Source organism: Devosia lacusdianchii, from assembly GCF_022429625.1.
In the GTDB taxonomy this organism is placed as follows: domain Bacteria; phylum Pseudomonadota; class Alphaproteobacteria; order Rhizobiales; family Devosiaceae; genus Devosia; species Devosia lacusdianchii.
The window spans coordinates 3,329,198-3,347,469 of the sequence record NZ_CP092483.1 but is presented as its reverse complement, the minus strand read 5'-3'; the positions used below and the strand labels follow the sequence as shown (position 1 = coordinate 3,347,469).

General features: G+C 63.9%; 20 protein-coding genes. 19 read left to right on the top strand and 1 reads right to left on the bottom strand.

Annotation, left to right across the window (positions count from 1 at the left end; translation table 11 throughout):
* Positions 1–42: 42 nt before the first annotated feature.
* From ruvC to denD, 19 genes are all read left to right on the top strand, one after another.
* Positions 43–549: a crossover junction endodeoxyribonuclease RuvC gene (gene ruvC, locus MF606_RS16490; RefSeq protein ID WP_240230431.1), complete on the top strand. Its 507-nt coding sequence runs from the start codon at positions 43–45 to the stop codon at positions 547–549.
* Positions 546–1,163, top strand: a complete 618-nt coding sequence (ruvA, locus tag MF606_RS16485) for a Holliday junction branch migration protein RuvA (protein WP_240230430.1) — start codon at positions 546–548, stop codon at positions 1,161–1,163. The genes ruvC and ruvA overlap by 4 nt, the downstream gene beginning before the upstream one ends.
* Positions 1,160–2,197, top strand: coding sequence for a Holliday junction branch migration DNA helicase RuvB (ruvB, locus tag MF606_RS16480; protein ID WP_240230429.1), 1,038 nt, complete (start codon positions 1,160–1,162; stop codon positions 2,195–2,197). Before ruvA ends, ruvB begins: the two co-directional genes overlap by 4 nt.
* On the top strand, positions 2,194–2,400 hold the full coding sequence (locus tag MF606_RS16475; protein ID WP_240230428.1) for a DNA-directed RNA polymerase subunit alpha C-terminal domain-containing protein: 207 nt from the start codon (positions 2,194–2,196) through the stop codon (positions 2,398–2,400). The genes ruvB and MF606_RS16475 overlap by 4 nt, the downstream gene beginning before the upstream one ends.
* Positions 2,397–3,212 (top strand): metallophosphoesterase, encoded by an 816-nt coding sequence (locus tag MF606_RS16470; protein WP_240230427.1) that lies wholly within the window; start codon positions 2,397–2,399, stop codon positions 3,210–3,212. Before MF606_RS16475 ends, MF606_RS16470 begins: the two co-directional genes overlap by 4 nt.
* Entirely contained in the window at positions 3,209–3,712 is a 504-nt protein-coding gene (locus MF606_RS16465) for an NUDIX hydrolase (protein WP_240230426.1), read from the top strand. Before MF606_RS16470 ends, MF606_RS16465 begins: the two co-directional genes overlap by 4 nt.
* Positions 3,709–4,218 (top strand): NUDIX hydrolase, encoded by a 510-nt coding sequence (locus MF606_RS16460; protein ID WP_240230425.1) that lies wholly within the window; start codon positions 3,709–3,711, stop codon positions 4,216–4,218. The genes MF606_RS16465 and MF606_RS16460 overlap by 4 nt, the downstream gene beginning before the upstream one ends.
* Positions 4,215–4,613, top strand: coding sequence for a tol-pal system-associated acyl-CoA thioesterase (gene ybgC / locus MF606_RS16455; RefSeq protein WP_240230424.1), 399 nt, complete (start codon positions 4,215–4,217; stop codon positions 4,611–4,613). Before MF606_RS16460 ends, ybgC begins: the two co-directional genes overlap by 4 nt.
* Before the next feature lie 211 nt (positions 4,614–4,824).
* The gene (gene tolQ / locus MF606_RS16450) at positions 4,825–5,526 is read left to right on the top strand and encodes a protein TolQ (protein ID WP_240233874.1); all 702 of its coding nucleotides are present in this window, start codon (positions 4,825–4,827) and stop codon (positions 5,524–5,526) included.
* A gap of 1 nt (position 5,527) precedes the next feature.
* Positions 5,528–5,977 carry a protein TolR gene (tolR, locus tag MF606_RS16445; RefSeq protein WP_240230423.1) on the top strand — a complete coding sequence of 150 codons (450 nt, stop codon included), beginning with the start codon at positions 5,528–5,530 and terminating at the stop codon, positions 5,975–5,977.
* A 9-nt stretch (positions 5,978–5,986) separates the two neighbouring features.
* The gene (locus tag MF606_RS16440; RefSeq protein ID WP_240230422.1) at positions 5,987–7,144 is read left to right on the top strand and encodes a hypothetical protein; all 1,158 of its coding nucleotides are present in this window, start codon (positions 5,987–5,989) and stop codon (positions 7,142–7,144) included.
* 58 nt (positions 7,145–7,202) lie between these two features.
* Complete coding sequence (tolB, locus tag MF606_RS16435; protein ID WP_240230421.1) at positions 7,203–8,513, top strand: Tol-Pal system beta propeller repeat protein TolB; 1,311 nt, start codon at positions 7,203–7,205, stop codon at positions 8,511–8,513.
* Positions 8,514–8,872: 359 nt separating this feature from the next.
* A complete protein-coding gene (gene pal, locus MF606_RS16430; RefSeq protein ID WP_240233873.1) occupies positions 8,873–9,322 on the top strand; it encodes a peptidoglycan-associated lipoprotein Pal in 450 nt (149 codons plus the stop codon).
* Between the two features lie 179 nt (positions 9,323–9,501).
* Complete coding sequence (locus MF606_RS16425) at positions 9,502–10,548, top strand: tol-pal system YbgF family protein (RefSeq protein WP_240230420.1); 1,047 nt, start codon at positions 9,502–9,504, stop codon at positions 10,546–10,548.
* Positions 10,533–11,807, top strand: a complete 1,275-nt coding sequence (gene tilS / locus MF606_RS16420) for a tRNA lysidine(34) synthetase TilS (protein ID WP_240230419.1) — start codon at positions 10,533–10,535, stop codon at positions 11,805–11,807. Before MF606_RS16425 ends, tilS begins: the two co-directional genes overlap by 16 nt.
* A 708-nt stretch (positions 11,808–12,515) precedes the next feature.
* A complete protein-coding gene (ftsH, locus tag MF606_RS16415) occupies positions 12,516–14,444 on the top strand; it encodes an ATP-dependent zinc metalloprotease FtsH (RefSeq protein ID WP_240230418.1) in 1,929 nt (642 codons plus the stop codon).
* Between the two features lie 118 nt (positions 14,445–14,562).
* Positions 14,563–15,906 carry a phosphoglucosamine mutase gene (gene glmM / locus MF606_RS16410; protein WP_240230417.1) on the top strand — a complete coding sequence of 448 codons (1,344 nt, stop codon included), beginning with the start codon at positions 14,563–14,565 and terminating at the stop codon, positions 15,904–15,906.
* A gap of 156 nt (positions 15,907–16,062) precedes the next feature.
* The gene (locus tag MF606_RS16405) at positions 16,063–16,818 is read left to right on the top strand and encodes a hypothetical protein (protein WP_240230416.1); all 756 of its coding nucleotides are present in this window, start codon (positions 16,063–16,065) and stop codon (positions 16,816–16,818) included.
* 140 nt (positions 16,819–16,958) lie between these two features.
* Positions 16,959–17,933 carry a D-erythronate dehydrogenase gene (gene denD, locus MF606_RS16400; protein ID WP_240230415.1) on the top strand — a complete coding sequence of 325 codons (975 nt, stop codon included), beginning with the start codon at positions 16,959–16,961 and terminating at the stop codon, positions 17,931–17,933.
* Here the strand turns inward: denD and MF606_RS16395 are convergent.
* Complete coding sequence (locus MF606_RS16395) at positions 17,930–18,097, bottom strand: Thivi_2564 family membrane protein (protein WP_240230414.1); 168 nt, start codon at positions 18,095–18,097, stop codon at positions 17,930–17,932. The genes denD and MF606_RS16395 overlap by 4 nt on opposite strands.
* Positions 18,098–18,272 lie beyond the last annotated feature (175 nt).

Here is an 18,272-nt window from a genome sequence, read left to right as displayed (position 1 = left end):
ATTGGGCTTGGTAGGATGCGGCTCAGTCAATAAGGATTGGGCATGACGTCTCCCACGCGAATCATCGGCATCGATCCAGGCTTGCGCCGTTGCGGCTGGGGCATTATCGAGACCACAGGCAACCGGCTGACCTTTGTGGGCGCTGGAACGGTGACGCCGCCGGTCGATGGTTCGCTGGCGGAGCGGCTGGCCGTGCTGTTCGCGGCGCTGGGCGAGGTGCTCGACCGGTTCGCGCCCGATGAAGCGGCGGTGGAGGAGACCTTTGTCAATGCCGGCGCCCGCTCGGCGCTGATCCTGGGCCAGGCGCGCGGGGTGGCTCTGCTGACGCCGGCAGCGCGGGGCCTGCCGGTGGCCGAATATGCGGCCAATCTGGTCAAGAAATCCGTGGTCGGCACCGGCCATGCCGAAAAAGGCCAGGTGGCGCTGATGGTCAAGACACTGATGCCGGCCGCCGACTTCAAGGGCGCCGATGCCGCCGATGCGCTGGCCATCGCCATCTGCCATGCGCATCACCGCGTGGCCAATCAGCGGCTGAGGGCTCTGGCATGATCGGCAAACTCAAAGGATTGGTCGACAGTTTCGGCGACGACTTCGTGCTGATCGACTGCGGCGGGGTCTGCTACGAGGCGTTCTGCTCGAGCCGCACGCTGCAGGAGCTGCCGCGCGTCGGCGAGGCGGCGGTGGTGTTCATCGAAACCATCGTCCGCGAGGATATGATCCGCCTCTACGGCTTTTCCAGCGAGGCGGAGAAGGCGTGGTTCAACCTGCTGATGACCGTGCAAGGCGTCGGCGCGCGGGTGGCGCTCGCGATCCTCTCCGTGCTGTCTACCTCCGAGATTTCGAGCGCGATAGCCTTGCAAGATAAGGCGATGATCGGCCGCGCCAATGGCGTCGGGCCCAAGCTGGCCATTCGCGTGGTCACCGAACTCAAGGGCAAGGTGCCGGCCGGCGGTGGCATCGATGCGGGCACGCTGGGCCTGCAATCGGCGCTGGGTGACGGCAATGCTTCGAGCGCTATCACCGACGCCGTTTCGGCGTTGACCAATCTGGGCTATTCCAGCGCCCAGGCTTCCGCCGCACTGGCGCGCATCGTTGCCCGCGAAGGCGACAGCGTGCCCACCGAGAAGCTGATCCGACTGGGACTGCGGGAGCTGAGTAGTTGACTGATCTGACTTCCGCCGCGGCCGGTCGCGACGATCCGCTCGACGTTTCCCTGCGCCCATCCGGTTTTTCCGAGTTCGTTGGCCAGGCGGCGGCGCGGGCAAATCTCGAAGTCTTCATCCAGGCGGCCAAGCAGCGCGGTACGGCGCTCGATCATGTGCTGTTTGTTGGTCCGCCAGGCCTGGGCAAGACCACGCTGGCGCAGATCATTTCGCGCGAACTGGGCGTCGGCTTCCGTGCCACATCCGGCCCTGTCATTGCGAAGGCCGGAGATCTGGCGGCGCTGCTGACCAATCTCGAAGACCGCGATGTGCTGTTCATCGACGAAATCCACCGGCTCAATCCGGCGATCGAGGAAGTGCTCTATCCGGCGATGGAGGATTTCCAGCTCGATCTGATCATTGGCGAGGGCCCCGCGGCCCGCTCGGTGCGGATCGACCTGGCGCGGTTCACGCTGGTCGGGGCCACGACGCGCGCGGGCCTGCTGACCACACCGCTGCGCGATCGCTTCGGCATACCGGTGCGGCTCAATTTCTATACGCCCGAGGAGCTGGTGCAGATCGTGCAGCGCGGGGCGCGGCTGCTCGGCATGCCGATGGCGCCCGATGGCGCAATGGAAATCGCCCGCCGGTCGCGCGGGACGCCGCGTATCGCCGGGCGGCTACTACGCCGAGTGACCGATTTTGCGCTGGTCGATGGCTCCGGCGAGATTACCCGTGCCATCGCCGACAAGGCGCTGTTGCGGCTTGACGTCGATGCGCGCGGGCTCGATCAGCTCGACCGGCGCTACCTCACCACCATTGCCGACTTCTACAATGGCGGCCCGGTTGGCATCGAGACCATTGCGGCGGCGCTGAGCGAGCCGCGCGATGCGATCGAGGAAATCGTCGAGCCCTATTTGATCCAGCAAGGCTTCATTCAGCGGACACCGCGCGGCCGCATGCTGACCGGCGCCGCGTTCCAGCACTTGGGCAAGCTGGTGCCGCAGGGCTTTGTGGGTCTGCAGGCAAGCCTGTTCGAGGAGCCGGAAGAATGAGCCCCAACGATCCTCTGGCCGGTACGGTCAAGCTGAGCCGGCCGGCCCACGGCGCGCTCGCACATGCCGGTATCAAGACCTTCGCCGATCTGGCCAAATGGACGCAGAAGGATGTGGCGGCGCTGCACGGCGTCGGCCCCAAGAGCTTTCCCGAACTTACGGCGGCCCTGACGGAGCGCGGCCTGGCCTTCCGACAGCCTTGAGCGCTCATATTACCCACTACGCGCCGACCCCGCCGGGCTGGCCCGCCGACCTGCCGCTCCGCGTCGCCGTATTGACCGACATTCACGCTTCCGAGCCGTGGACCAATGCCAAGCGGCTGGCGCTGCTCTGCCGTCAGGCCAATGCACTGGCGCCTGATATCACGCTGCTGCTCGGCGACTATGCCTCCGGCCCCCATATCGGCCGTGACCTGCTGCCCCATGAATGGGCCAGCGAGCTGGCCAAGCTTTCCGCACCCCTGGGCGTGCATGCTATCCTCGGCAATCACGACTATGACGGCCATACCCGCGCCGACGTGGCGCGCGGGCCAACGCGGGCGGAGCGGGCGCTCACGGGCGTTGGCATACCCGTCTATGTCAACCGCGCAGTGCGCATCGATCATGCTGGACGCGGGTTCTGGCTGGCGGGCTTGGGCGATCAGTTCGCCTTCATGCCGGGTCGTTCGTCCGACTATGGTCCGTCGCAGGGGCTTGACGATCTGGCGGGTACACTGGCGCAGGTTACGACCGACGAACCGATCGTGTTGATGGCGCATGAGCCCGATATCTTTCCGGACGTGCCGCCCCGCGTCGCCCTGACCCTGTCCGGCCATACCCATGGCGGGCAGATCAAGGTGTTCGGCCGGACGCCCGTGGTTCCCTCGCGCCACGGCAGCCGTTATGTCTATGGCCATATCATCGAAAACGACCGGCATCTGATCGTCTCCTCGGGCCTGGGCTATTCGGGCTGGCCGATCCGGCTGGGCACACGTTCGGAAATCGTGGTGATCGAACTGGGCAAGGAACCGTCGTGACCGCAGCGCGCCGTATGATCTGCTTCGACGAAGGGCCACGCCGCTTCCAGCTGCGGGCGGCCGGCATTGCCCTGCGCGATGGCCGCCTGCTGGTCCACCGCGCCACGCATGAAGATTTCTGGACGCTGCCGGGCGGGCGGGTCGAGTTTGGCGAGACGGCGGCCGAAACGCTGCAGCGCGAAATGGTCGAGGAACTCGGGCAGACGGTCGTGGTGCAGCGGCTGCTGTTTACCTGCGAGACCATGTTCGATCTTGGCGGCCGGCACTATCACGAGATCGGTTTTTACCACCTGATGGCGGTGCCCGACGTCTTCGGGACGGGGGAAGGTATCTGCCATCGCGTTCGCGACGGAGATGCCGAACTCGAATTCAAGTGGGTCGACGCCGATGCGGCCAGCCTGGCAGACACGCCATTCTATCCGGCGGCCATGCAGCGACATTTGTCACCCTTGCCAGATGCGGTCCGGCATCTGGTCGATATCGAAACGGTCGCGGCATGACCACTTCCAGCGTGAAATCGCGGATGGTCTCCTTTGACGATGGCGACCAGCGTTTTCAAATGCGGGCGGCGGGCATCGCCATCCGGCACGGACACGTGCTGGTGCATCGGCCCACCGGGGACAGGCAATGGACCCTGCCGGGCGGCCGGGTCGATCTGGGCGAGACCAGCGCCGAAACCGTGGCGCGAGAAATGGTGGAAGAGCTGGGGCAGGTGGTCAGCGTCGGACGACTGGTCTTCATCGGCGAGAACTTCTTCTCGCTCGATGGGCGCATGGTGCACGAGTTTGCGCTGTTTTATGAGATGACCGTGCCCGAGGCGTTCCCGTTCCTCTCTGATGAGGTCTGCCATCGAGTGCGTGACGGCAATAACGACCTGGAGTTTCGCTGGGTGCCCACCGATCCGCAACGGCTCTCGGCCCTGCCGCTGCGGCCGGCGCCGCTGCAGACGCGGCTGGCAAGTCTGCCTTCAGCAACGGAACTTTTCGCCGTGAGGTTCGGTTCGTGATCAGTCACCGCTTTCCCGTTCGCATTTACTACGAAGACACCGATTTCTCCGGGAACGTCTATCACGCCGCCTACCTCAAATTCTTCGAACGTGGGCGGACTGAGTTCCTGCGCGACGAGGGCATTCATCACTCCGAGCTTGCGGCGGAGGGCATCGCCTTTGCCGTGCGCTCCATGGACATCCAGTTCGATGGTGCGGCGCATATCGATGATCTACTGACCGTGACCACCGAAGTTGCTGCGCTTTCGGGCGCTCGCCTCACTCTCAGCCAGGCAATTTTGCGTGATGAGACAGTATTGACGCGCGCCAGCGTGGTGGTGGTCGCGATCAAGACCTCAGGCGGCCCGGCGCGAATGCCACGGGAAATCCTCGCCCGCTTTGCGCCCAGCGCCTAGGTTTGCCGCGCCATTTGCATGGCCCGCCGACTCCTTTTGTTAACCTGTTCTTGACCATAATTACGGCAAAGGGACTCTGTACTCGTCCGCCGGTCTGCAAAGGCCGGCATGCGGGGCATTTCTCTTAATTTTGACAGATTTCGACCCCATCGCCTGATGCTTGAGGGTCGGGTGCGTGAACCGGGCCGAAAAGGATCACTACATGGAAGCCATGGACGCTGTGGGAACCGTCGTTCCGCACACCGATTTTTCCATCTGGGGCCTGTTCTGGGCCGCCGACTGGATTGTGAAGTCCGTCATGCTCGGCCTCTTGGGCGCATCGATCTGGTGCTGGGCCATCATTGTCGACAAGACGATCGTTTATCGCCGCACGCAGAGCGAGATGAACCGCTTCGAGCGCACGTTCTGGTCGGGCCAGTCGCTTGAAGAGCTCTACCAGCAGCAGGCCGAGAAGCCCTCGGGTGGGCTTGGCGCGGTGTTCGTTGCGGCGATGAAGGAATGGAAGCGCAGCCACGAGCAGAACGCGGCCAGCTTTGTCGGCATGCAGCAACGCCTCGACAAGGTGCTCGATGTCGCCATTGCGCGCGAGAGCGAGACGCTGGAAAAGCGCCTCGGCTTCCTCGCGACCATCGGCTCGGCTGGTCCGTTCATCGGCCTTTTCGGCACGGTCTGGGGCATCATGAATGCCTTCACCGCCATTGCCGCCTCGTCCAATACCAATCTGGCGGTTGTTGCCGGCCCGATCGCCGAGGCGCTGTTTGCCACGGCCATCGGTCTGGTCGCCGCTATTCCGGCGGTTATCGCCTATAACAAGCTGAGCTCCGATGCTTCCAAGATGATCGGGCGTCTCGAGGGCTTCGCCGACGAGTTCTCGACCATTCTGAGCCGTCAGCTCGAAGCCCGGAGCCGCTGATATGGGTATGGGTGCAGCTGCCGGTGGCGGCGGAGGCGGCGGACGCCGCCGTCGCAGCCGCAAGAAGGCGATCATGAGCGAAATCAACATCACGCCCATGGTGGACGTGATGCTGGTGCTGCTCATCATCTTCATGGTGGCCGCGCCGATGATGACGTCGGGCGTGCCGCTCGACCTGCCGCAGGCCAGCGCCAGCCCAATGCCAAGCCAAGCCGATCCGATCACCATTTCCGTTGAGCGGGATGGCGCGATTTCCATCAATGAAGAGCCTGTCGCTGAGGCTGACCTGATCAATACGGTTACCGCGATGGCCGTCAACGGTACGGAAGACCGCATCTTCCTGCGCGGCGATACCACGGCCAATTATGGTGCGGTGATGAAGGTAGTGGGCCTGCTGCAGCGCGCAGGTTTCAACAAGATGGGGTTTATCACTAGCCCGCCGGAGCCGTAGGTCCAGCCCATGCGTACCGGCGTAACCGTCTCGAGCGTCGCCCACATCGCGGTGTTGACCATCGGCCTCATCAATCTGGGGTTTGCGGAGCCGTTGACGCCTGCGGTCGAGGCCATCTCGGTCGATCTGGTGCCGATCGAGGAATTCTCCAATATCCGGGCCGGACAGCTCGATAGCGAGATCGTCGAGACCGATACGCCGTCCATCGTCGAAGACGACCAGCAGGCGAGCCTGGCCCAGCCGACGGGCAATACCGAAGTGGACCAGGTGACGCCGTCGCCTGCCGATACGCCCACGCCCCAGCCGGTGACCAATACCGCGCCCGCGCCGCAGGCCACGCCGGAACCGGCTCCTGAACCCGAGCCGGAACCAGAACCAGAACCAGAACCGACGCCGGCCCCCGAGCCGACGCCAGAGCCAACTCCTGAACCGGTTGAAGCGCCAACGCCATTCACGCGGCCGACGCCACCCGAGCCGACGCCCGAGCCAGAGCCGGAACCCACGCCGGAGCCGGCGCCTGAACCTGCACCCGAGCCAACGCCGGAACCGACCCCGGAACCGACGCCCGAGCCTACCCCGGAGCCCACGCCTGAGCCGGTGACCCCGGCCGTCGCTGCACCGGTGCCGGCATCGCGTCCGGCCAACCTTGAGGCCAAGCGCCAGCAATTCGCCCAGGCTGAGACCGAGCGACGCAAGCGCGAGGAAGAAGAGCGCAAGCGCCGTGCCGCTGCCCAGCAGGCAGCGCAAGAGCAGCCCAACGAGCAACTCGATGCGTCGCTGGCCGACGATATTTCTGCCATCATCAACAACGACAACACCACCGGCGGAACGACCGGGCAGGGTGGGGCACCGACGCTGGGCGATACCGACGGCACTTCGGCGCGACTCAGCCAGTCGGCGATCGACGGGCTGGTGGCGCGCATAAAGACCTGCTGGAACCTGTTGCCGAGCGACATCAATAGTGGGCTCAACGTGACCCTGATGGTGACGATGAACCAGGACCGGACTGTCGCAAGCAGTTCCATCATCTCGGCTGATCCGTCACCGGCGGGTGGCGCGGTGGCCCGGGCGGCGCAGCGCGCGGTCCAGGCCTGCGGCCCGTACGAGATGCTGTCGGCGGATGCATACAACGAATGGCGGCAGATCCAAGTGGAACTGCGGCCGTGACTTTGAATTGGCACGTTTGGCGAGCAGAATGCTCCCGGCGGCAAGAATGGAGACTGATATGACCCTGATCACCCGGCGCAATGCGCTCAAGCTCGGCCTGGCTGGCGGGGCACTCCTGGCCGGCTCCTCAATGGCCATGGCCCAGCTCAAGATCGTCGTGGAAGGCGCTAATTTCCAGCCGCTGCCGATCGCCATTCCGGATTTCGCCTCGTCCGACCCGACCTTCGGGCGCGAGATAGCCGAGATCGTGCGCGCCAACCTGCGCCGTTCGGGCCTGTTCCTGCCGCTCGATCCGGCCTCGTTGCCGATCCAGGTCGGCGACCCCAATGGCACCCCCGATTTCAACACCTGGCGCACGGCGAATGTCGATGCGCTGGTGATGGGCGGCGTCGAGCGCGGCGGCACCATTTCCTCGTCGGTGCGCGTCTGGGATACGCAGCAGGCGGCGCAGGTGGTCGGCAAGAGCTACAATACCGATCCGAATTCATCGCGCCGCGTGGCGCACATCATTTCGGACGCGATCTATGAATCGCTGGCTGGCGGCTCGGGCTACTTCGATACCCGCGTCATCTACACCGCCGAAAGCGGTCCCAAGGCCAATCGCGTGCGGCGCCTGGCCATCATGGACCAGGATGGCGCCAACGTGCAGTACCTGACGGACGGGTCGACGATGGCCCTCACGCCACGCTTCGCCCCCAATGGCGACATGGTGACCTATATGAACTTTGCCGAGGGCAATCCGCAGGTCTACCTGCTGCAATTGTCCACCGGCCGCCAGCAGCGACTGGCCAATGTCGGCGCCATGACCTTCGCGCCGCGCTTCTCGCCTGACGGCGGCACTGTGGTCTTCTCGGTGGAGCAGGGCGGCGCAACCAATATCTATGCCGTGGGCACCGGCGGCGGCACGCCGTCGCAGCTCACCTCGGGGGCAGCGATCGATACCGGCCCGTCCTACTCGCCCGATGGTAGCCGCATCGTCTTCGAAAGCGATCGCGGCGGCTCCCCGCAGATCTACATGATGGGCGCCGGCGGCGGTAACGCGCAGCGTGTCAGCTTCGGCCAGGGCAGCTATTCCACTCCCGTGTGGTCACCGAAAGGCGATCTCATCGCCTTTACCCGCATGTCGGGCGGCCAGTTCAACATCGGCATCATGAACCCCGATGGTTCGGGCGAGCGCATGCTCTATTCGAGCTTCCACGCCGAGGGCCCGACCTGGGCGCCGAACGGACGCGTCATCATGTTCTTCCAGGATCCGGGCGGTAATGACGGCCCCAAGCTGATGAGCGTCGACATCTGGGGCCGCAACCTGCTGACCATCCCGACCGAAAGCTATGCGTCCGATCCGGCCTGGTCGGGGCTGCGGGGCTGATCGCTGGCCTTTCACAATCCATAGATCGTCACCCTCGGGCTTGACCCGAGGGGACTTCACTTGTTGAGCAAGCGGTAAGTAAAGAGCCCTCGGGTCAAGCCCGAGGGTGACGATCGGTGTATGGCGGCACGAACCCACTTAACCTTAACGTGATCGTGACCCTGGCTGTGGCGGAATTACACCATCACGAAAAAGCCAGGATTCCCGCCACATTCGCGCCGCGATAGCACAAGATTAACCAAGACAGAAAACCCGGCCTTAAGATTAAGCGCGGTAAATGCCGTACTTAAGATTGATGCCTTTAGGAGCCTCCCGTGGTCATTACCGCACCCTTCAACACCGCATTGCGCGCTGCTGCGATGCTGCTTTTCGTCGTGGTCGTAGCGGCCTGTTCGCGGACGCCCAACACCATGCCGACCGGCGTGGGCAATCTGGGACCGGGCGGCGGCGCGCCGGGTAGCCAGCAGGAATTCCTCGTCTCGGTTGGCGATCGCGTGTTCTTCACCACCGACTCAAGCTCGCTGACCCCCGAAGCCATGGCCACCCTCGACAAGCAGGCGTCCTGGCTGAACCAGTACCAGAACTACCGCATCATGATCGAAGGCCATGCCGACGAGCGCGGCACCCGCGAATACAATATCGCCCTTGGCGCCCGCCGTGCCTCGGTGGTCGTGAACTACCTGGTATCGCGCGGCGTCAACAATGCCCGCATCACCAGCCAGTCCTTCGGCAAGGAACGTCCGGTGGCGATCTGTAACGACATCTCCTGCTGGAGCCAGAACCGCCGCGCGGTCACGGTCGTCCAGTAAGAAAAAACCGGCTTTAGCCGCAAGGCGAGGCCGAAGCGATCCAGTGCAAACTGGAGGCAAGAGCGCCCGGTGCCGCGTAATTGGCCCGGGCGCTTTCTTTTGACCAAAATTGGCCTTTATTCGCTGGCTTCCAAAGGTTCATGGTGCTCGTCGCAGACGAGACGACTGGAGGCTCAATTTTGACGACCAAGTTCTCAACCAAGACCCGCATGCCGGTGGCCATCGCCACGGCGCTGGTGATTGGGGTTTCCACCCCGGCGCTGGTGAGCGCCGCTGTGTTCAACACGCCGCCCGCCAATGTCGGCGTGGTCATGAGCGATGAGACGCCCGATCGTCTGCATGTCGCGCAGGCCCAGGATGCGGCCCAGCTCATGGTGCGGATCCAGCAGCTCGAAGAGCAGCTTCGCTCGGTCAATGGCCAGGTCGAAGGACTGACATTCCAGCTCACGCAGATGCAGGAAATCGTCAACCGCATGCAGGAAGACAACGAGTTCCGCTTCCAGGCGCTGGAAGGCGGTGCTGGGGGAAAAACTGAGGCGGCAACCCAACCAGGCGGCGCGACGCAGCCTGAGGCGTTGCCGCAGACCCCCGGTACGGCTCCGGCCGACCCTAATGCAGTACCCATGACCGACATCCCCGAGCAGGGCGTTCAGCCCTTGCCGGGCGAGGTGGAGTTCGACCCGACCTTTACCGATGGCAGTGCGGCGCCGATGGACGATCTGGGCGATTCGTCCGATCCGCTGGTCGGCACCGGCGCCCAGGGCGGTGTTGACCTGGCGACGGGTCAGCCGATCGACCTGAGCTATGATCCGGCTGCCGGCAATACCGGCGACGCTGACGCTGACGCCCAGTTCGCTGCGGGCTACAGGGCCATGACCGAGGGTGACTATCCGTTCGCGGAAGACCAGTTCACCCAGTTTCTGGCGCTCTATCCCGATAATGCGCAGGCGGCGGACGCGGCCAACTTCCTGGGCGATACGCTTATTCGGCGTGCCGCCTATGATGAAGCCGCCGAGGTGCTGCTCGCCGCTTTCCAGAAATCGCCGGATAGCCCTCGAGCACCCGATCTGCTGCTCAAGCTGGGCATTTCGCTGTCAGGCGCCGGTGAGCGCGAGACGGCTTGCCGCACCTTCGCCGAGATCGACAAGCGCTACACCACGCTCGAGCCGGCCTTCATGACCCGCCTCGGCGAGGAAAAGACCAGGGCCGAATGCCCGCCCGCCTAAGCCCCAACCTCGATAGCGCGGCCGATCTGGCCGCGCTGTTTGCCGCTGTTGCCAACGAGCCAGCCATCGGCCTTGCCGTTTCGGGCGGCGCCGACAGCCTGGCGCTGCTGCTGCTTGCGCAACGCTGGGCTGCAGACCTGCCGGCCGCGCCGCGGCTTCACGTCTATTCGGTCGATCACGGTTTGCGGCCTGAAGCAGCCGGCGAGGTCGCCATGGTGCTTGGTGTGGCCAAGTCGCTGGGTGTTGCCGCAACCGGACTGCGCTGGGACGGCGGCAAGCCCGCTACCGGCGTCCAGGAAGCGGCGCGCGCGGCCCGTTATGGACTTATCGGCACAGCAATGGCGGCTGATGGTGTCAGCGTGTTGCTCACCGCGCATCATCGTAACGACCAGGCCGAAACCGTGCTGATGCGCATGGCCCATGGCAGCGGCATCGAGGGCCTGCGCGGCATGGCTGGTATGGCCGAGGTCGAAGGCGTGCGCGTGCACCGGCCCTTGCTCGGGGTCGACCCGGCGGCCCTGGCCGAGATCGTCGTTGCCGCCGGACTGACCCCGGCCGCGGATCCCTCAAACACGGATAGCCATTATGAGCGGGTGCGCTGGCGGCAGACTCTGCCGCAGCTCGCTGCCCTGGGGCTCGACGCGGGGATGATTGCCGGCTTTGCCGAGCGCATGGGTGAGGCCGATGCCGCCATTGCGCAAATGGCCGATGGCTGTTTCAGCGAAATCGTGCGCCTTGACGGGTTCGGCGCGGCGCGCATCGAGCTATCGCCGTTTATCGGGTTGAGCCCGGCCATTTCGACCCGGGTTTTGGGCCGCGTCCTCAAGATTGTCGGTGGACGACAAAAGCCGCGTGCGCTCGGCCAGGTCGAGCGGTTGCGCCAAGCCATCGCCGAGGACGTGCTGCCCCGGTCAACCACCGTGCTGGGCTGCGTCATCCGTCTTAAGGATGGCGCCATCGCGGTGGCACGCGAACCAGGCCGCTCGGTGCCGCCCGATGCGGCGCTGCTGCCGCATGGCGAACTGGTATGGGACGAGCGTTTCCGCATCATCAATGGTTCGGACGAGGCTGGTCTGACGGCCAGCGTGGCCGATTATCTGCCACGCCATCGTCTGGAAGAGTTTCTCGGCTTCAAGGTCACCGCCCCCGCCGAGGCCATCCGCACGGCGCCGATCGTGCGGGACGCCCAGGGCGGGGTGTTGTCGCTGGGTGGGTGGTCGTTCGATGAGCGCATCAAGGTGCAATTGCTGATCGACTGAGGGTGCGCGTGGCTGCGGCGCACTCCGCCAGCAACTCCCACACGATGTCATCCCGGCGAAGGCCGGATCGCATCGGTGAAGGCGGAACCGTCGGCGCCCACACCCGCCGCGCGTCACCCTCGGGCTTGACCCGAGGGCTCTTCACTTACTGCGGCACCGACGGTGTAACGCCCTCGGGTCAAGCCCGAGGGTGACGACTGAGTTTGTAAGACAACCGGTGGGTTCGACTTATCCCCCTTATCCCCGCCCTAAAAACCTCCCGCATACTCTCCCCATCCCTCCGCATGAGCGGCCTGCAGGCGAACAGTGGCGGAGGGCGCCGTGCCGGCTTCGCTGCCGTGCAGGTTCAGATACTGGCCGGCTGGGGCGAGCGTCCCCACACCGCGATCCCCGAGTATCGTTCCAAAACCGGCGCCCCGAGGCGGTTTCCGTCTCACTAAACAAAACTCAGAGGCGGCCACCGCCTCGGGGCCCGCTCTCGCTGCCACCTTTGGCATGCGACTTCATGACACCCGCGTCACAGGCGGTGCTTGCGCATGTCCTATGGAACCTTCTGAATCCCACAGCGTATTAACCCAATCGCGACATTGTGCCTTTACGGAGCGCCCAAAGGGCCGCAGGTCTTGCCCTTGTAACGCCCCAATGCCGGACATACATTCGGCACACGCACCGGCAGCTCTTTCTGCCGGACTCTCCGGGACAGGATTGATGAACGGAAACTTCCGCAACTTCGCCATCTGGCTGGTCATTCTCTTTATGCTGATGGGCCTGTTCCAGGTCTTTCAATCGTCGACCCGCTCGATTTCCGTTTCTGAAAAGACCTTCAGCGAGTTCGTAAAGGACGTCGATGCCGGCAGCGTGACCAGCGTCACCATCACCGACGACATCGTCTCGGGCGCCCTGCGCGATGGCACGCGCTTTGAAACCGTGCTGCCCGACGGCGCCAATGTCATTCCGCGCCTTGAAGACAAGAATGTCTCGATCACCGCCCGTGCGCCTGAATCGAGCCCGTTCTGGTCGATCCTGCTCAGCTCGTGGCTGCCGTTCATCGTCATTATTGGCGTGTGGTTCTTCTTCATACGCCAGATGCAGGGCGGTGGCCGTGGCGGCGCGATGGGCTTTGGCAAGTCGCGCGCCAAGTTGCTCACCGAAACCCATGGCAAGGTGACGTTCGAGGACGTGGCCGGCGTGGACGAAGCCAAGCAGGACCTTGAGGAAATCGTCGAATTCCTGCGCGATCCCGGCAAGTTCCAGCGCCTGGGTGGCCGTATCCCGCGCGGCGTGCTGCTTGTCGGTCCTCCCGGTACAGGTAAGACGCTGCTGGCCCGCTCCGTCGCCGGCGAAGCCAATGTGCCGTTCTTCACCATTTCGGGTTCGGACTTCGTTGAAATGTTCGTTGGTGTCGGCGCGTCCCGCGTCCGCGACATGTTCGAGCAGGCCAAGAAGAACGCGCCCTGCATCATCTTCATCGACGAAATCGACGCCGTTGGTCGCCAGCGCGGCGCCGGTCTTGGCGGCGGTAACGACGAACGCGAACAGACGCTCAACCAGCTCCTCGTCGAGATGGACGGCTTTGAAGCCAATGAAGGCATCATCCTGATCGCCGCCACCAACCGCCCCGACGTGCTCGACCCCGCTCTGCTGCGTCCAGGCCGCTTCGACCGCCAGGTCGTGGTGCCGAACCCGGACGTTTCGGGCCGCGAGAAGGTGCTCAAGGTTCACGTCCGCAAGGTGCCGCTGGCACCCGATGTGGACCTCAAGGTCCTGGCCCGCGGTACGCCCGGTTTCTCGGGCGCCGACCTGATGAACCTCGTCAACGAGGCGGCCCTGATGGCGGCGCGGCGCAACAAGCGCTTCGTCACCCATGCCGAGTTCGAAGACGCCAAGGACAAGATCATGATGGGCGCCGAGCGCCGCACCATGGCCATGTCCGAGGATGAGAAGAAGCTGACCGCCTATCACGAAGCCGGCCACGCCATCATCGCGCTCAAGGTCGCGGGCATCGACCCGATCCACAAGGCGACGATCATTCCGCGCGGCCGCGCGCTGGGCATGGTCATGACCCTGCCCGAGAGCGACACCTATTCGTTCTCGCGTGAAAAGGCTCTGGCGCGCCTCACCATGCTGTTCGGTGGCCGTGAGGCCGAGATCATCAAGTTCGGCCCGGACAAGGTTACCTCAGGCGCTTCGGGCGATATCCAGATGGCAACCAGCCTCGCCCGTTCGATGGTGATGGAATGGGGCATGAGCGAGAAGCTCGGCCGCGTCCGCTACAAGTCGAACGACCAGGAAGTGTTCCTCGGTCACTCGGTGACGCAGAGCCAGCACATGTCGGACGACACGGCGCGCATCATCGACCAGGAAGTGCGCAAGCTGATCGAGGATGGCGAGGCTTCGGCCAAGGACATCCTCACCACCTACCACGACCAGTGGGAGGCGATTGCCCAGGCGCTGCTCGAATACGAGACGCTGACCGGCGACGAATTGCGCGCCCTGATGGAAGGACACCAGCCGGTTCGTCCGGATGATAGCGGCCCGTCCAACAAGGCCAGCGGCGTGCCGTCGGCCGGTAAGTCGGGCAAGAAGCGCCCCGATGCTCCCCCGGAAGCCGGCCTCGAGCCGCAGCCGGGCAGCTAGGCACAACAATCGAAGGGCCACTGCGGTGGCCCTTTTTCTTTGCGGCAATTTCCGCTATTCCGCCCGAAAGTGGTATTATCAAAAGCGACCACCCTGCGGGGACGTTGAGGGACACAACATGGCCAGGAAGTATTTTGGCACCGACGGCATCCGTGGACTCGCCAATGGCGACAAGCTGACCCCGGAGCTGGCGCTCAAGGTCGGCATGGCGGCCGGCCAGAAATTCGTGCGCGGCGACCACCGCAATCGGGTGGTCATCGGCAAGGATACGCGACGCTCCGGCTATATGATCGAGCAGGCGCTGACCGCGGGTTTCACCGCTGTCGGAATGGATGTTTACCTTCTGGGCCCGATGCCGACACCGGCCGTGGCCATGCTGACGCGGTCACTGCGGGCCGATCTCGGCGTCATGATTTCCGCCTCGCATAATCCCTTCGACGATAACGGCATCAAGCTGTTCCGTCCCGATGGCTACAAGCTTAGCGATGAGCTGGAGCTCGAAATCGAGGGCCTCATCGACAGCGACATGTCCGGCTCGCTGGCCCATGGCCGTGACATCGGCCGTGCCCACCGCGATGAGGAAGCCCGTACGCGATACATCGAGTATGCCAAGCGCACGCTGCCGCGGAATGTTGACCTGTCGGGCCTGCGCGTGGTGCTCGATTGCGCCAATGGCGCCGCCTACAAGGTTGCCCCGATTGCCCTGTGGGAACTGGGCGCGGAAGTGGTGACCATTGGTGTTGAGCCTGACGGCTTTAACATCAACCACAAGGTGGGTTCCACCGCCCCTGAAGCTGTTGCTGCCAAGGTGCGGGAGATGCGCGCCGATATCGGTATTGCGCTCGATGGTGACGCCGACCGCGTGATCATCGTCGATGAGAAGGGCAATGTGGTCGACGGCGACCAGTTCATGGCCGTTATCGCCCAGAGCTGGCTGGAGCGCGAAATGCTCGTCGGAGGCGGGATCGTCGCCACCGTCATGTCCAATCTCGGTCTCGAGCGGTATCTCGGTTCGCTCGGCCTGACGCTGGAACGAACCCAGGTCGGCGACCGCTACGTGCTCGAAGCCATGCGCTCCAAGGGTTTCAACGTAGGCGGCGAGCAGTCGGGCCATATCATCCTCTCTGATTTCACCACGACAGGTGATGGTCTGGTGGCGGCGCTGCAATTGCTGGCGGTGCTCAAGCAGCAGGAGAGGCCGATATCCGAAATCTGCGCGCGCTTTACCAAGGTGCCGCAACTGTTGCGTAGCGTGAAGTTCAAATCCGGCAAGCCGCTGGAGCACAAGTTGGTCATGGCTGCCATTGCCGACGGGCAGGCCATGCTGGGGCAGAGCGGGCGCCTTGTCGTCCGCGCCTCGGGCACAGAGCCGGTCATCCGCGTTATGGGCGAGGCTGACGACGCGACGCTGGTGTCCACCGTAGTCGGCCAGATCGAAGCCGCGATCCGCGACATCGCCTGATCATCTGAGGCATCTGCTTGTGGTCTTAGTATTGACCACAAGTAACGCCCTTAGGCTGCTGTTAGGGTTAAGTGTTTAGGTTAAGTGAGCTTTAAGGAAATTGTCCGATATTGGTTCGCAATCGACTGGTGTCGTGGCAACCAAAGGACGTTTTTCATGCGCAAGCTCATCGCTGCGATCATGGTGGCAGGAGCCGCTGTCATCGCCGGCCCGGCACTCGCCGCCGACTTTCCCGAATATCCCCCGATCATCGAAATCCCCGACGTCGACTACGGTGTACAGGGCTCGTTCTACCTGCGCGGCAGCGCGGCGGGGAACTGGCTCTGGTCCAAGGAAGCTTACGCCTATGAGTGCGTGGTCTGCGGACCGGCAGTCGTTACCACCTTCCCGTTCGTGGCCATGGGCTACGGCTACAGCGTCGGCGCCGGCTTCGGCTACGAAACTGGCACAGGCCTGCGCTTCGACGCCACTATCGACTATGTCGGCAATGAAGGCCTCAAGGTCACCAAGGGTCCCGAATACGGATTCCGCCAGGGCGACTACACCGTCAAGCTGCGCTCGACCATCGCGCTGGCTAACGTCTACTACGACTTCTCGTTTGGCGGCGACTACGGCTACGGCGCTGCTGGCGGCGCCTTCGGTTATGTCGGTGCCGGTGCTGGCGTGGCCTTCAATCACTCCGAGATCACCGCTCCGGCTGGCGTTGTTGTTCCGTCGGGCAGCAACACCAGCCTCGCAGCGGCCGGTATGGTCGGCGTCGGCTACGACTTCGGTTCGGTTGTCGCCGATGTGGGTTATCGCGGTGTCTACATCGCTGAACTCAACAACGGCGCAGCAGCTCCGAATACCGTCTGGGCCCAGAATAACTGGCTGCATGAAGTACGCGGCACCCTCCGCTACCGCTTCAACTAAGTATCAGGCAGCCGGCCACGCGGCCTGCGACATTGTCAAAAAGATCGGCGTCCAGAAGGGCGCCGATTTTCTTTGTGCCGGCTGCTGGACTCGTCCGCTACGCCAATGCTCTTGTTCGCCAGGGCAAGAGGAGAGCGGCGATGAAGATTCTGGTGATCGGTGCTGCCGGCATGGTCGGGCGCAAGCTGGTTACGGCCTTGCTGCAGTCAGGGCAGGTGGGCGGCCAAGCGGTGTCGGCGCTGACGCTTGCCGATGTGATCGAGCCAGAGGTCGTCGCGGCGCAGGTGCCCGTGACCACGGTTGCGGCCGATCTTTCGACCGATGGTGTCGCCACCAGCCTCCTGGCCGATCGCCCCGACCTGATCTTTCATCTTGCCGCGATCGTTTCCGGGGAGGCGGAGGCCGATTTCGAGAAAGGCTACCGCATCAATCTCGACGGCACGCGCTATCTGTTCGAGGCGATACGCCTGGCCGGCGTATCGGCGGCCTACAGGCCGCGTGTCGTCTTCACATCGTCGATCGCCGTGTTCGGTGAGCCATTGCCAGAGGTGATCGGGGATACCCATGAGCGTACGCCGCTCACCAGCTATGGCACACAAAAGGCGATAGGTGAGCTGTTGCTGGCCGACTATTCCCGTCGTGGCTTTCTCGACGGCATCGGTATCCGCCTGCCCACTATCGTGGTTCGTCCGGGCAAGCCCAACAAGGCGGCGTCAGGGTTTTTCTCTGGGATCATCCGGGAGCCGCTGGCTGGGCTCGAGGCTGTTCTGCCGGTCGATGATACCGTACGGCACTGGTTTGCCAGCCCGCGCGCAGCGGTGGGTTTTCTGCTGCATGCAGCGGCCATGGACACGGTCCTGCTCGGCAATCAGCGTAGTCTCAGCATGCCTGGTCTGGCCGCCACTGTGGGCGACGAGATTGCCGCGTTGGAGCGCGCCGCCGGGGCCAAAGCAACGGCACTCATCCGGCGCGAGCGGAACGAGGCCATCGCGAGCATGGTCGCGGGCTGGCCGCAGGCATTCGATGCCAAGCGCGCCATCGCCCTCGGTTTCAAGGGAGACGGCAGCTTCGACGACATCATCCGTATCTATGTCGAGGATGAACTCGGCGGCTAGAAGACCGCGAGGTATTTCAGCAGTGAAATGATGCCGATGATGATCACGACGATCTGGATGATCTGTCGGATGCGGGCCTCGATCGGCAGGCGCTGAACCAGCCAGAGCACGAGAACGATCACCAGAAAGGTGATCAGGATACTTATGAGGACGGACGCTCCCATATCGGGCATTCTCCAAACTGCGCGGATTGCGCCTGTGGGTAACGCATCCAGGTCGGCTTCGTTGCCTATGGACACGCGTTGCGCCGACATCGTCGCACCCCATGCAAAAGACGGATTGACGGCGCTACCCTCCCGGGCGTATCTCCCGCCTCAGGACATCTCGCCCTAACGCGAG

What these genes read in the sequence shown, in the direction of transcription:
- ruvC (WP_240230431.1), top strand. Translation starts at nt 43, where the DNA reads ATGACGTCTCCCACGCGAATCATCGGCATCGATCCAGGCTTGCGCCGT.
- ruvA (WP_240230430.1), top strand. Translation starts at nt 546, where the DNA reads ATGATCGGCAAACTCAAAGGATTGGTCGACAGTTTCGGCGACGACTTC.
- MF606_RS16475 (WP_240230428.1), top strand. Translation starts at nt 2,194, where the DNA reads ATGAGCCCCAACGATCCTCTGGCCGGTACGGTCAAGCTGAGCCGGCCG.
- MF606_RS16460 (WP_240230425.1), top strand. Translation starts at nt 3,709, where the DNA reads ATGACCACTTCCAGCGTGAAATCGCGGATGGTCTCCTTTGACGATGGC.
- tolQ (WP_240233874.1), top strand. Translation starts at nt 4,825, where the DNA reads ATGGACGCTGTGGGAACCGTCGTTCCGCACACCGATTTTTCCATCTGG.
- tolR (WP_240230423.1), top strand. Translation starts at nt 5,528, where the DNA reads ATGGGTATGGGTGCAGCTGCCGGTGGCGGCGGAGGCGGCGGACGCCGC.
- MF606_RS16440 (WP_240230422.1), top strand. Translation starts at nt 5,987, where the DNA reads ATGCGTACCGGCGTAACCGTCTCGAGCGTCGCCCACATCGCGGTGTTG.
- tolB (WP_240230421.1), top strand. Translation starts at nt 7,203, where the DNA reads ATGACCCTGATCACCCGGCGCAATGCGCTCAAGCTCGGCCTGGCTGGC.
- pal (WP_240233873.1), top strand. Translation starts at nt 8,873, where the DNA reads ATGCTGCTTTTCGTCGTGGTCGTAGCGGCCTGTTCGCGGACGCCCAAC.
- tilS (WP_240230419.1), top strand. Translation starts at nt 10,533, where the DNA reads ATGCCCGCCCGCCTAAGCCCCAACCTCGATAGCGCGGCCGATCTGGCC.
- ftsH (WP_240230418.1), top strand. Translation starts at nt 12,516, where the DNA reads ATGAACGGAAACTTCCGCAACTTCGCCATCTGGCTGGTCATTCTCTTT.
- glmM (WP_240230417.1), top strand. Translation starts at nt 14,563, where the DNA reads ATGGCCAGGAAGTATTTTGGCACCGACGGCATCCGTGGACTCGCCAAT.
- MF606_RS16405 (WP_240230416.1), top strand. Translation starts at nt 16,063, where the DNA reads ATGCGCAAGCTCATCGCTGCGATCATGGTGGCAGGAGCCGCTGTCATC.
- denD (WP_240230415.1), top strand. Translation starts at nt 16,959, where the DNA reads ATGAAGATTCTGGTGATCGGTGCTGCCGGCATGGTCGGGCGCAAGCTG.
- MF606_RS16395 (WP_240230414.1), bottom strand. Translation starts at nt 18,097, where the DNA reads ATGGGAGCGTCCGTCCTCATAAGTATCCTGATCACCTTTCTGGTGATC.